The following is a 12926-nucleotide window of genomic DNA, read 5'->3' on the forward strand; positions in this document are numbered from 1 at the left end:
GTCGGGCTCGACACGCGGGTCGGTCTCGGTCAATGTCACGCGTTGGGCCCCTATCGATATATCACCGGCTGCGAAGGTTGTCCGCAAACCTACCGGTGTCAACCGAACAACAGCCTCACACCACCCGAACGCTCGGGGTCGATATCGCTGTCAGACTCCGGAACGGATCATGCCTTTCGTGCGCATCAGGAATTCGGCGAGGTAGCTGTCATGGGGTACGCCCGGGCGCAGCCAGGTGGTCGGGTTGTCGCCGAGGTACAGGTTGGTGATCGTCGGCTCGTCGAGGAGCGCTTCGATCAACTGCCGTCGCTGCGTCATCGCGGTCAATACCAGTGAGTTCTTCAGCGGCGCAACGCCATCCGACGCCGACCAGGGGCCAACCCAGACGCAAGGGAACGGGAGTTCGACGTTGAGTTGTGCTGCGGCGCTGTCCGCGACGAGGTGTATCGAGGGGCGCAGGACCGCGCCGCCGGTATCGAGTTCGTCGACGATCGTGTCGCCGCCGAGGATCGGGTGCGCGTCGCCCGCCACCTTGTGCAGGTAGGCGTCGATCGCTATCACGGCATCGGTGGGCTGCACGGTCAGGATCGCGGCCGGATCGTCGGCGGGCAAGCTCGGAATCCGGTCGAGCACTTCGGCCAGCGCTCGAGCCAGGGGTGCCGGGTCGCCCTCGACGAGTACCGCGGTCGTGCACGTGCATGCGGTGCCGCCGAGGTGGCTCACCGAGTCGGCGATCAACTCGACATGGTCGCGCCAATCCACGTCCGAGGTGACCAGGATCTTGGATCGTCCGGGGCCCTGAGTCAGCACTCGCGGGTTGGTGCCGTACTTGTCGACCACATCGTCCCCGCCGTAGACGATAGAGAAGTCCGCTTCGGCCAAGATGACGTCGGCGGCCGCGTAGTCGGTCGGAAGCAACGTGACGACGTCCGGCGGGAACCCGGCCGCACGTAAGGCGCTGACAAGACGAAAGGCCGTGAACGGTTCACGGGTGGATGGTCGTACCGCGACCTTGTATCCGAGCGTGAGCGCCTCGGGCCAAAGTCCGTGTACCGCAGGCGTATTGCCCGCGGCGTGCACGGCGAACAGGTCTCCTTTGCGAGTCCAGACGGCCGAGCCCGCGCTGGTCTGTTCATCGTGCCAGTCGCGCACGGCTCCTCTGGGCATGGCGAGTTCGACGGTTGCGGGCTGCTCGCGCAGCACGTCGGCGACCCAGTGCACCGCCTGATGCACGACGGCCAGCGGCACACCGGAGGTGACCGAGACCAGACGTGTGTAATCGACGGGGTCCAGACCGTCGATGACGCCGTGCAGGAAGAGGTCGGCGGCGCGCAGCAGTGCCCGCGAGCGCGCGGTTGCGGGCATGATCGGTGCTCTGCGCATTGCCGCCATGGTGCGCCGCACGTAGAGGGGCGGAACCTGGCTGATCTCACCGATCTGGTCGCCGGACACGGTGATCAGCGGCTTGCGGGCGTGTGCGCGGTAGGCGCCGTCCGGGCCGAGCGCGTCGATCTGGATGAACTCGCTCATCAGTACACCCCCTCGATGACCTCGACGTCGTCGAAAGTTCGTACCGGTCCGACATCGGCGACCGAACAACCGAGTGTGTCCGCGGGCGGCTCGACCTTCAATGCGATGTCGCGTTCGAGGTTGTTCGGCAGTAGTGCGTATTTGGTGAGATGGTTCATCACGACCTGTCCGCGCTCGCCGTAGTTCACTTCGGCGCCGGTTGCCGCGTCGACGACACGGAACGCGATATAGGGGCTGGGTGTGTCGAATACCGCCAGCCCGTCTGGCCGCTCCTCGTCACGTTCGCGCGACATGCCCAGGATTGTGGTACTGCCGTAGAGACCTTTGAGTGGAATGCCGGGAAAGATGTCGTGGCGGAACATATTCCGTGAATCCGCGTCCATGTGGGCACCGCTCCAGCAGATGAATCCGATCTTCTCGCGTACGAGGTCGACCAATTCATCGCGCTGCGCGATCCGTTCGAGGATCGGCGGTGTGGTGATGAGGATGCCGATCGATTGGGTCGCCAGCAGGTGGGCTGCCTGGTCGACGATGTGATCGGCGTAGCGTTCGGTGCTGGCCGTGTCGCCCCGGCCGATCATCTGCTTGATCCACCGTGGGTCGAGATCGACAGTGAACTTCACGCCGTTGTGCCTGCGTGCCCGGCGCTCGGCGAACTCTCCGAACATATGCGGCCCACTCGGCGTCACCGCGAGCACATTCGCGTCGCCGATTCCGGTGTAGTGGTGCTCGTCCCAGCCCAGCGCGAAGTCCATCCACCGGTCGAACATCACGAAACGCTTCGGATCGCCGGTGGTGCCGCCACTTTCGTAGATCCCGGCGATGACTCGATCCGCGCCGGTCAGCCCGCGCGGAATCATATCCTCGACGGGCACCTCGCGGAATTCGTTGACGACATTGGGAAAAAGGCTCAGATCGGTGAATGTCCGCACATCGGAGAGCGGATCGAAATCGAGTGTCTGCGCACGCCGCAGCCAGAACGGACTGCCCGTATATTCGCTGAAATGCCACTGCATGAGGGCACGGATATAGTCGTCCGCGTTGCTTGCCGCGAGTTCGCGGCGGGAGAGGTCCAAAACTTCAGGGAGCACTTAGCGGCCTCCAGATAAAGCCCGAATCGGGGCAATTCGCTCGAATGGGGCAATCTTCCCGTGCCTGACCGCGGTCAAACCGGCGACCGACCCGGTTCGATCCCCCGATCGAAACCGCCTGTCGGGCTTGCGGGAACCACGACGGATACCGCAGGGGCGACCGCGTGCTCCCCTAGCAGCATCCGCAGTCGGGGCTGGGCTGCGTCAATGCTGAATTGGGTTGTGGGACAGCAGGTGTCGCCGTGCGAGGCGTTGACGCCTTCCTTGACTGCGATGGCGGCGATTATGAGGGCGGCGGCGGGTCGCGACCGGCGAATTGCCAGGCGAGTGCCGCGGCCGAGGACACCTCGATCACCGAGTCCAGTCCGAATCAGATCAGCGCGGTCGAGGAGACACGGGTGCCCTCGGTGCGGGCGATGCCCGCCTCGATCACGTTGTAGGAGGTGGTCGCGGCGACGAACCAGCGGATCCACCGCGACAGCGCCGCCTTCCGCTGCAACGAACCCGAGAACGAGACTGCCGAGGGAACGGACGGCATGCCCAACGATTGCGACATCAGCACTGCTCGTCGGCGGAGGCTGGGCAGCAGGCCGGATCCACCGCGAGAACCAGGCCGAGGAGATCGTCGAGGGTGTGTCCGATGCGGCGATCAGCCAGTTCGTAGCGGCTGCGCCGCCCCTCGGGGACCGCGACGACCAGGCCGCAGCCGCGCAGGCAGGCCAGATGGTTGCACAGGATCTGCCGCGAAACCCCGATCCGGTCGGCCAACTCCGACGGATAGGGCCGGACCGGTGCGCAGGCTCAACAGGATCTGGGTGCGGGTCGGATCAGACCACGCATGACCGAAGCGGGCCAGCGCCTCACGATGCAGCAAGTGTGAGAAGTTTTGCCTGACCGGCCATTAACAGGATAGTTATCTTCTAAATGTTCTCGTTCCGGCTGATTTGTCGGATAGCCAGCGGTAAGCTGTGCTCGACGCCTTTCAGCGGTACCAGGAGGTGTCCTGTCCGGTTCGGTCGATGGCGCAGCTGTCGGCCGGTCGGAATACGCACTCCGGTCGGGGGTAAATCGTGCGCGCTTCACCGAGCAACGAATCGGGTCACAGCAGCCGATTCGGCAGGTGACATTCACAATTCACAACCGAATCCAGCGGCTCGGCAGCGTGGCCGGGCGTGCGGACCTCACATAGCTCGGTCCTTGCCGACATCACCGAATCCAGTGGCCCCCGTCTAACAGACCGCGGGTACGCATCAGCCCAACAGGGCTATTTCGGAGATGTCGAGAACAATTCCTCGATTCAGCATTTAGTTAAAGGATGCAAAATGTCCAAGAAAATAAAGACCGCTGCCGCGACTGTTATGGCCTTGCCCCTGCTCGTCCTCGCAGCTCCCGCAGCTTCTGCCGACTCGACTTCCGCAGCCACTCCGGCCGGAGGAGGATCTGTCGCAATATGTTTCCCTCTGGGTAGTGTCGTCTGGTGCATCTGAGACCGCTTCAGGCTTCCGGTGCGTCGCGCGCGACGCACCGGAAGCCGATGTGGCAGGTAGCGGTGTCCTCGGTCTGCCCCTGCCGGGCAGCGGGCCGGTACCTCAGGCAGTAGTCGGCCGCGCACAGATATGATCCGCCCTTGATGACGCGGCGTGGAAAACGTTGCGGCGCTGTTGGTTCGGGGGTGGCCACGCGTGGGTTGCGTGGGGCACAGCAGGTCGGTGTGGGATGCTGAGTGCGGAAGCAGTCCACGGTCCACTCCCACACGTTGCCGGTCATATCGTGCAGACCGTAGCCGTTCGGTGAATAGGTGCCGACCTTCGTGGTGCCGGGCGTCCCGGCCTGCCCTCGCCCGGGGTGGAATTGCCACGGAAATGCGCCGACCCAGATGTTGGCCATACGACGGCCGGTGGGTTCGAACTCGTTTCCCCAGGCGTAGGGGGCCCCATCCAGTCCGCCGCGAGCGGCGTACTCCCATTCGGCCTCGGTCGGCAGCTGTTTGCCGACCCAGGCCGCGTATGCCGCCGCATCCTCGAAGGCAACCTGGGTGACCGGGTGGCGGTCGAGTCCGTCGAGTGAGCTGCCGGGCCCGTGTGGATGGCGCCAGCACGCGCCCGGGACATACCGCCACCATCGGCGCCAGTTGTCCAATGGCACCGGTCCCCCGGTTGGCCGGAATACCAGTGCGCCCGGAATCAGGTTCTCCGGCTCCGCATCCGGATAGTCCTCGGCTGCGGGACTACGTTCGGCGACGGTGACGTATCCGGTCTGCTTCACGAAGCGTCGGAACGCGGCATTGGTCACCGGGTGCGGGTCGATCCAGAACTCATCGATCCGCACCCGGTGCACCGGACGTTCCTCGGGGAAGAAGTCCTCCGATCCCATCGCGAAGCTGCCGCCGGATATCCGGACCATGCCTCGCCGGATATCGTCACCGATCGCGGTCACCGAATTCCGCCTCAATCGCGCGAAAATGCCGCAGCCGCCGCCATTTCCAGGTCCTGGTAGGGCTTTCCGCTCACGTCTTCGATGACCTGGTGCATGGTTCCCCCGGTGAACGGGAACGGTGAGCGGTAGCTCGCGGATACGGACTGGCCGCTGTCGCGGCCGACGCGGATTCCTTCTCCGACGCCGGAGAAGACGATGGGCTGGGTGCGCATGTCCTCCAGTGAGCCGACCGGGTTCTCATCGATGTACAGGACGGCCTCACCGGTGGGTGTGAAGTTGTCCGGGCGGGTGCCGCGGCGTTCGTACCGGATCCCGAGGATGTGGTCGCCCAGCGGTACCGTTCGATCGGAGACGATGGTCTGCTCTTCCTCACCGAGGAAGTTGTAGGTGTAACAAAGGTGGCCGTCCTTGACGTACAGGGTGTGTCCACCGAGTCGGCCGCCGTGGGCGAAAAGCACCCCCTCGGCATCGGAACTGTCGATCGTCGTCTCCGCGAGCAGCGCGAACGACCGTCCCTGAATCTCCAGCGCCGCACCGGGTCCCACCTCCGCGACGTCCGGATAGTAGACGGCACTGTCTCGCCGCGAGCCGTACGTCGGGCGTTGGCGGGTCATCATGGAGATGACGTCGAGATCGTTGAGCGGCAAACCGTTGTATTTCTCGGCCTCCGAGAACCACAGCGCCTTCAGCTCCTCCAGCTTCTCGGGATGAACCTCGGCCAGGTCGTGCATCTGGCTGCGGTCCTGCTCGATATGGAACAGTTCCCAGCGGTCCTGGTCGAAATGCCCCCAGCCGGACGGGCATGCCGCGTGAATGGTGTCGGCGAACCACCCGCGATGCCAGATTCCGCGCGTGCCGAGCATCGAGTAGAACTGCGTGTGCTTGCCGACGTCCGCGTTCGCGTCATCGAACAGCACACGGAAACTGATCCCTTCCAAGGGACGCTGCCGCACGTTCTTCACCGTGTCCGGCGGTGTGATGCCGAGCAGGTCGTAGACGGTCGGGGTGATATCGCAGACATTGAGGTACTGGTGGCGCACCTCGCCACGGGCCGCCACCCCGGCGGGCCACGCCATGAGGCACGGGTCGGCGATGCCGCCTTCGTGCGAGGCATAGCGCTTGTACAGCTTGTACGGGGTGTTGAACGCCATCGCCCACCCGATGCTGTAATGGCTGTAGGTGGTCGGCGAACCCAGCTCGTCGAGCTTGGCCAGGCTGTCCTCGACAGTGTCGATGTAGCCGTTGAAGAACTTCATCTCGTTGGCGGTGCCGTTCGGACCGCCCTCGCCGCTGGCGCCGTTGTCGGAAAAGGCGACGATGATGGTGTTGTCCAGTTGGCCGCTCTCTTCGAGATAGTCCAGCAGTCGGCCGATCTGGGCGTCGGTATAGGACAGGAACCCGGCGAACACCTCCGCCTGCCGTCGGAACAGCCGCTTCTCGTCCTCCGACAGCGAATCCCACGCTCGCACCGTGTCCAGCATCGGCCACGGCTTGCCGTCGGCACTGGTGACATTCGCATACGGGTTCATCGGCGACAGCTCGGTGTTCTCCGGCACCAGACCCATGCGCTTCTGATTCTCCAGCACAATCTCGCGATACTTCTCATAGCCCATGTCGAACCGGCCGCGGTACTTGTCGGCCCATTCCCGCGGCACGTGGTGCGGCGCGTGCCCGGCCCCTGGGCACAGGTAGGTGAACCACGGCTTGTCGGGGGCGACCACCTTCGAGTCGCGGATGAACTCGATCGCCTTGTCGGCCAGATCCTTCGACAGGTGATATCCGTCTTCCGGTGGGTACGGCTGCGAGATCGGATGATTGTCGTACACCAGATTCGGATACCACTGGTCGGCCTCGCCCCCGAGGAAACCGTAGAACCGCTCGAACCCGCGTCCAAGCGGCCAATGCCGCTTGGACGCGGCCAGATTCTCCTCTTCCAGTGGTGTCATATGCCATTTACCGACCGCGTAGGTGTTCCACCCGCGCTCGGCGAGAACCTCCGAGCACAGCGCGGTTTCGGCCGGGATCCGACCACACATACTCGGGAAACCATCGGTGAACTCTTCGATGGTCGCCATACCTACCGAGGTCGCGTTCCGGCCGGTCATCAAGGAGGCACGAGTCGGCGAGCACAGGGCGGTGGTGTGGAACTGCGTGAACTGCACACCGAGATCGGCGATACGCTTCATGTTCGGCATCTCGACCAGACCGCCGTAGCAGTCCCAGGTGCCGATACCGATGTCGTCCCACACCAGGTACAGCACATTCGGTGCGCCCCGCGGGGCCGTCGGCTCCGCGTAAGGCCCCCAATCGGGGACCGAATCACGGATATCCAGCGCGACCTCCCCCTCGAACTTCCTGGCCATCATCCACCTCCGGTAGGAGAGCTGTTCGTTTGCCATTCGTCCTGTTGTCCGGGCTGCGGACCGCATGCCGAGCTCACGCGCGAACGCCGATCGATGCGGCTGTCGTGTTGGGATGTGCCTTCCCAGCTCCGGCGATACCGCGGAGACGGGCCCGGATATTCGATTCGACGTGTGCTGGTCGTGCTCTCCCGGACATGATGTCGGGAAGTTCGCTGATCAACGCCTTCCGTACAGAGGGTACGGCGGCCCACCGCGATGTGTCATGAGTTCGGTGGCAAGGCGGCCGAGTTCGGAACAGGTTGAGAATCCGGGAAGGCGGTGGCCAGTCGCCGCAACAGGGCGAGCCTCGGATTCGGACTGCCGAAGAGTTGAGGTTCAGTCGACGCCGAGGGCGACTTCGGTTGATTTGATGAGGACGGTGACTCGGGAGCCGTCGCTGAGTTCGAGGTCGTCGGCGGCGTCCCGGGTGATGGAGGACGTGATTTCGTCGCCGCCGGCTAGCCGGACGCGCACGACGGCCATCGCTTCGCCGCGGGTGACCGAGACGACCGTTCCATCGAGTTGGTTACGTGTGGATAGTCGCATGTCAGTGATCCTACGCAGTGCGGGCGCCGATACATCGGATGTTCGTCCACGTCGGACGGGGTTGTGTTTGCCCGCGCAAATGCCACCGGGTCGCGCCGATTCTGCGCGGAGGTGGCATCTGAACGGTGCCCATCCCCCGTCATCCAGCTATCGGTGGTTCGTGTGGTGGGGGCTGATATGGGCGGTCGATGAGTAGGGGGATGAGTACTTCGGCGGATTCGGGCGCGGCGGTGCGGAAATAGTGTTGCTGGCATCGGTTCTCGAAGTTTCGGAAGGACAGCGACGATGACAAATCCCGGATTCTCGTCTTGGCAGGCGAGTCAGAATGCGAATCGGAACGTGGCCCGGCATATGGATTGGGCGCGCCAGTCCACGGCGGATGCACATCGGCTGTCGCGCCGCTATTCCGCCTCGCGTGGTTGGCGTATCGCGAATGTGATTGCGGCGCTGGTGGTAATCGGAGTGCTCATTGTCGCCGCACCCTTCGTGCTGGCGATTCTCAACACGGTCGGGTCCTAGCTTCAGGTGGTGCCCGCGCTCATGCCGCCGGAGATGGTGATCGCTTCGCCGTTGAAGTGGCGTCCGGATTCGCCGACCAGAAGCAGGATGGCTTGGGAAACCTCTTGTGGCACAATCAGATCGCCATTCGGCGGACCGGCGGCCAACATCGCCTCGACATCCTCGAGGGTGGGATTCTCGATATCGGGCACCATCGCCGAATACATTGCCGGGTTCATGATCATATCGGTGCGCACACCGGCCGGTAGTACCGCGTTGACGGTGATGCCGTGCGGAATTACTTCGTGGGCGAGTGATTTCACCAAACCGATGACACCCCATTTCGCCGCCGCGTAGTGGCCGGAGTTCGCCGCTCCCATGCGGCCGACAATGGACGAGGTGGCAACGATTCTGCCCCACCGGCGTTCGATCATATGCGGCAAGACCGCGCGGAAACTGTGGAAGACGCCGGTGAGGTTGACATCGATCATGTCCTGCCACATCTGCTCGTCCATCTCGGCGACCGCCGCGCCCGAGGCGATACCCGCGTTGGCGAGCAGGATGTCGATCCGTCCGAACTCGGCGATGGCTCGTTCGGCCAACCCGTCCATCGCCGAGCGGCTGCGCACATCGGCCTGCACCGCGACGCAACGCCGCCCGGTCTCCTCGACGAGCTTGACGGTGTGGGCGAGATCGTCTTCGGAACTCAGCGGATACGGCACGCTGCCGATAGGTTCGCTGATGTCGCACAGCACGATGTCGGCGCCTTCGGCCGCCAAAGTGACCGCATGCGAGCGCCCTTGACCGCGAGCGCCGCCGGTGATCACCGCGACCCTGCCCTCCAACTGCCCCACGCGCGTCCCCTTTCGACTGGTTAGCCCATGCTGTCACGACCCGTAGCATCGGTGCATCCGAAAAACGAGTTGTAACAGCCGCGGTCACACCGCGCGGGTCAACTCGCGGACCACCCCGACCAGCGGGTGACATCGATGGCGAGCACCGGACCGGGTGGCGGCTGGGTGCGGTACACGGGATAACGCGCGGTCAGCAGGTCCAGGGCCTGCTGGGCTTCGGAGTCGTCGAGGATTCGTGCGGTGCCGTCGGCCCTGGCCCACCACAGGTGCGTCCAGTCGTCGCTGTAGCGGTCGGCGAGTACGGCAACGGCGGGGTTCGCGGCGATATTCGCCAAGCGGCGTAGGGCGGTTGTCGTCTTGGGCTTCGCGTCGACGGCGCTATAGATGGTGTCGTCGACGACCGCGAATACGATCGGCACGATATGTGGACGCAGGTCGGTGGATACGGTGGCGAGTCGGGCTACCGGTTCTGCCAGGAACCGTTCCCGCGCCACTTTCGCATTCAGTCGCACCGCACCTCCGCATTACGATCGGCAACGGCTTCATTCTCGCCTGATCGGTGACTAGACGCGGACGAACAACGGCCGCGCGGGGTCCACGGGTATCGGTATGGCAGGGCCGATTCCGAACAGGATGAAGACGGCGGGCTCCGGACTGTCGCGCAAAGTGCCGTCGTAGTGTGGCGTACCCGCTGTGCGCGTGGCTAATTCGCCCGGGTACATGGGCAGAGTGGAAGTCAGGTCGATGGTGGATCCCGCGCCGACGGTCCAGATGCCCGAGAGCATGACCGCGTGGCGGTCGAAGGTGTAGGCATGCGGGGCGCTCATCCAGCCGGGGTGCCAGCGGGCATAGCTCGCGTAGAAGCCGGGGGCTCGATACGAACCGAGCACGTCGGCGGTTTCGAAGCTCTGCGGTGGTGCGCCGGGAGCGGGCTGCCAGTTCAGGTCGGCCATGCCGTGAATCGTGGTGCCCGGACCCGGGGACCGGTCTTGGACGGTCGGGAATTCGACGGACGACGGCTCGGCCGCGTCACCGTTCGAGCCCTTCCAGACCACGGGCAGCGCCAGCCCCAGTGCGGGTAGCGCCAGCGCGATTCTGCGGCGCATTTCGCGCGCCGTTTCGTCTTCGTCCTCGACCAGGTATCGGTTGTCTTCCACGCGCATGACCTCCTGGACGTCATCGCAGCAGGGCAAACCGAATTCTTGACGCATCATACGGTGGTGTGCCGATCATTTGCTGGATATCGGGCAAGATCAACTCGCCCGCCCGCTCATCGCATGGCCACGATTGGTCCGCCCGTTGTTCGACCGTACGATGCGAACCGATCCCGTCATTCGAGTTATGAAGGGGGCGTCATCGATGCCGACCGACCAGCTCGTCCAGAAATTCCGGGTCGTCGATACGACGGCGATCTGCGATGCCGATAAGTCGATTCGGGTGCTGGACAGCGCCATTCGCCTGCGTTCGGCCGAACCGCGGATTCTCGGCCCCGCCTTCACCGTGCGCTGTCGGGGCGACTTCCTTGCCGTGCTGCGCGCCGTCGAGACCGCCGCGCCTGGCGACGTCATTGTCGTCGATGGCGGCGGTGCCGAAATCGCGCTCGCCGGAGAACTATTCGCCCGCGGCGCGCTGGTGCGCAATCTCGGCGGCATCATCGTCGACGGCGGGTATCGCGATATCGCCTATATCCGAGGGTGTGCACTTCCGGTGTACAGCCGCTTCGTCACGCCCATGGCGGGCACCACCGCACAGCTCGGTGAACTGCAGATACCGGTGACCTGTGGTGGTGTCGAGGTATCCCCGGGTGACCTGATCCTCGCCGACGAGGAGGGCGTCATCGTTGTCGAACCTGACCGCATCGACTGGCTCCTCGATGCGGCGGCAGCGGTCAAAGACGCGGAGGCCGAACTGGTCGCTCTGCTCGATGCCGGGTCGACACTCAGCGATGGACTCAACCTCGCCGAGCACACCGCAGCTCTGAATCGCGGTGAACCCTCGACATTGCGGTTTCTGTCCTGATCCTGAAATGCCTTGCACTGCAGGTAGATTCAGCCTTTACCACGTCGCATGATCCGGTGCCACCAACGGGGTTCGGCAGGCGCGGGCCGAGGACTCGATACGCTCGATTCGGGCTGAGTCACTCGACGTGTGGCTGCACGGTCGGCGCGCCACTGCGTGACGACCTCCTCGGTATTCACCGGTCCGACCGGTACAAACGGCCCGTGCGGCATTCGCAACCACTCGACGATGCGCTCGTTCAGCTCCGATACCGTTTTGCGGACCTCGCGTTCGGAGGTCATATCCCGCACCGTTTCCGGAAGTTCCTCGATATCGCGGCGCAATATGAGGGACGGGGGCAGCAGGCCGTCGCCACGCACGCCCTCGCGGCGCAGGTAGTTCCGCAACCACCAGTTCTCGTCGTCGACGGAGTTCGGGATCGGTTTGCCCGTGCCGCGGAGGTTCTCGAATTCGCCGCGTTCGCCGGCCTCGCGGACCTGTTTGTCGATCCACGATTCGAAGGTCACACCGAGGGGTTTGCGCTCGGTCATGGCAACAGCCTCGACGGAACGTCCATAACTCCAGTCTACGGACGGTAAAGATATTCCCATGACCAGCCATGTCCTCGCGATCGATCTCGGCAAGACCGGCTGTCGCGGTTCGCTGCGCATCGATCGAAGCCAGGTGGGCTATGCGGAAGCGCCGGGCGCGCCGGGGCTGGCGGACAGTGTGGGTGTCGATGCGGCTGAGCGAGCGATCCGCGCGGTGATCGATCAGATCGCGGCGCTACCGACAACGTTCACGCTCTCGATAGGTGCGGCGGGCGCCGCATCGGCACCGGACGCGGCTGCGGCACTCGCCCGGCGGCTGGCCGAGATCCCCGGCGCCGCCGCGGTCGCCGTGACGTCCGACGCCGTCACCGCACACGCCGGGGCGCTGGGAGGATCGCCCGGAGTGGTGCTGGCCATCGGGACCGGAGCCGTCGCGACGGCCGTCGACGAGGCGGGCCGGTTCACTCGGGTCGACGGCTGGGGGCCGCAACTCGGCGATGAGGGCAGTGGTGGCTGGATCGGCCTCGAAGGTCTGCGTGCCGCACTGCGTGCCCATGACGGCCGCGGGCCACGCACCATCCTGACCGAGAGGGTCCGCGAACACTACGGCATCGAACTGGACGCACTGCCGAAATACCTTGGTGAACACGATAACCCGGCCCTCGTCGCCGCCGAATTCGCGCCCGTTGTTGCCGCTGCCGTCGACGATACCGCGGCCGCGATCATGGTGGCCGCCGCACGTGCGCTCGCCCGCACCGTCCTTGCCGTGATCGAACGATCCGGAATTCGCCCACCGGTCCCCTATGCCATCACCGGCGGCCTGGCCAAGCTCGGCGCACCGCTCCTCGAGCCGCTCGACAACCAGATCGTGCACGCGATCGACCGTCGTGACCCGCTCGGCGATCCGATCGACGGCGCGGCGCTACTCGCCCTCGACCCGACCACCGCGCTCGAAGCGCTGGTCACTCGAATCTCTGACACTTATTGACAGAGCCACCCTGACATCTGACACTTAGTTGC

The 12926-nt window shown here is 64.6% G+C and carries 12 protein-coding genes and 2 pseudogenes; 3 read left to right on the top strand and 11 right to left on the bottom strand.

Annotated elements, in window-relative coordinates:
* Nucleotides 1-150: 150 nt before the first annotated feature.
* The 7 genes and pseudogenes from ACFYOW_RS00725 to ACFYOW_RS00755 form a co-directional block, all read right to left on the bottom strand.
* The gene (locus tag ACFYOW_RS00725; protein ID WP_387283124.1) at nt 151-1530 is read right to left on the bottom strand and encodes an aldehyde dehydrogenase family protein; all 1380 of its coding nucleotides are present in this window, start codon (nt 1528-1530) and stop codon (nt 151-153) included.
* Nucleotides 1530-2621, bottom strand: coding sequence for a phenazine antibiotic biosynthesis protein (locus ACFYOW_RS00730; protein WP_387283126.1), 1092 nt, complete (start codon nt 2619-2621; stop codon nt 1530-1532). Before ACFYOW_RS00730 ends, ACFYOW_RS00725 begins: the two co-directional genes overlap by 1 nt.
* 298 nt (nt 2622-2919) lie before the next feature.
* Nucleotides 2920-3159: pseudogene (locus tag ACFYOW_RS00735) on the bottom strand (hypothetical protein); the annotation flags it as partial.
* Between the two features lie 17 nt (nt 3160-3176).
* Nucleotides 3177-3492 (bottom strand): annotated as a pseudogene (locus ACFYOW_RS00740) (ArsR/SmtB family transcription factor).
* 623 nt (nt 3493-4115) lie between these two features.
* The gene (locus ACFYOW_RS00745; protein ID WP_387285946.1) at nt 4116-5024 is read right to left on the bottom strand and encodes a formylglycine-generating enzyme family protein; all 909 of its coding nucleotides are present in this window, start codon (nt 5022-5024) and stop codon (nt 4116-4118) included.
* Between the two features lie 44 nt (nt 5025-5068).
* Nucleotides 5069-7420 carry a sulfatase-like hydrolase/transferase gene (locus tag ACFYOW_RS00750; RefSeq protein WP_387285948.1) on the bottom strand — a complete coding sequence of 784 codons (2352 nt, stop codon included), beginning with the start codon at nt 7418-7420 and terminating at the stop codon, nt 5069-5071.
* 375 nt (nt 7421-7795) lie between these two features.
* A complete protein-coding gene (locus ACFYOW_RS00755; protein WP_040690806.1) occupies nt 7796-8005 on the bottom strand; it encodes a molybdopterin-binding protein in 210 nt (69 codons plus the stop codon).
* A gap of 285 nt (nt 8006-8290) precedes the next feature.
* Here ACFYOW_RS00755 and ACFYOW_RS00760 point away from each other — a divergent pair, with 285 nt between their 5' ends.
* A complete protein-coding gene (locus ACFYOW_RS00760) occupies nt 8291-8524 on the top strand; it encodes a hypothetical protein (protein WP_364484523.1) in 234 nt (77 codons plus the stop codon).
* A 2-nt stretch (nt 8525-8526) separates the two neighbouring features.
* Here the strand turns inward: ACFYOW_RS00760 and ACFYOW_RS00765 are convergent, their stop codons facing one another.
* The 3 genes from ACFYOW_RS00765 to ACFYOW_RS00775 all read right to left on the bottom strand — a co-directional run bounded on the left by ACFYOW_RS00765 (nt 8527) and on the right by ACFYOW_RS00775 (nt 10514).
* The gene (locus tag ACFYOW_RS00765; protein WP_387283128.1) at nt 8527-9357 is read right to left on the bottom strand and encodes a mycofactocin-coupled SDR family oxidoreductase; all 831 of its coding nucleotides are present in this window, start codon (nt 9355-9357) and stop codon (nt 8527-8529) included.
* A 98-nt stretch (nt 9358-9455) separates the two neighbouring features.
* Nucleotides 9456-9869 (bottom strand): TIGR03668 family PPOX class F420-dependent oxidoreductase, encoded by a 414-nt coding sequence (locus ACFYOW_RS00770; RefSeq protein WP_387283130.1) that lies wholly within the window; start codon nt 9867-9869, stop codon nt 9456-9458.
* Between the two features lie 51 nt (nt 9870-9920).
* Nucleotides 9921-10514 carry a hypothetical protein gene (locus ACFYOW_RS00775; RefSeq protein ID WP_387283132.1) on the bottom strand — a complete coding sequence of 198 codons (594 nt, stop codon included), beginning with the start codon at nt 10512-10514 and terminating at the stop codon, nt 9921-9923.
* Between the two features lie 202 nt (nt 10515-10716).
* Here ACFYOW_RS00775 and ACFYOW_RS00780 point away from each other — a divergent pair, with 202 nt between their 5' ends.
* Nucleotides 10717-11376 carry an RraA family protein gene (locus ACFYOW_RS00780; RefSeq protein WP_387283133.1) on the top strand — a complete coding sequence of 220 codons (660 nt, stop codon included), beginning with the start codon at nt 10717-10719 and terminating at the stop codon, nt 11374-11376.
* A gap of 29 nt (nt 11377-11405) precedes the next feature.
* On the opposite strand, the gene ACFYOW_RS00785 is transcribed toward ACFYOW_RS00780, so the two are convergent.
* A complete protein-coding gene (locus ACFYOW_RS00785; RefSeq protein WP_387283135.1) occupies nt 11406-11906 on the bottom strand; it encodes a DUF1992 domain-containing protein in 501 nt (166 codons plus the stop codon).
* Between the two features lie 58 nt (nt 11907-11964).
* Between ACFYOW_RS00785 and ACFYOW_RS00790 the strand changes: the two genes are divergently transcribed.
* Complete coding sequence (locus ACFYOW_RS00790) at nt 11965-12894, top strand: N-acetylglucosamine kinase (protein ID WP_387283137.1); 930 nt, start codon at nt 11965-11967, stop codon at nt 12892-12894.
* Nucleotides 12895-12926: the final 32 nt, after the last annotated feature.

Source organism: Nocardia sp. NPDC006982, from assembly GCF_042869435.1.
Taxonomy (GTDB): Bacteria; Actinomycetota; Actinomycetes; order Mycobacteriales; family Mycobacteriaceae; genus Nocardia.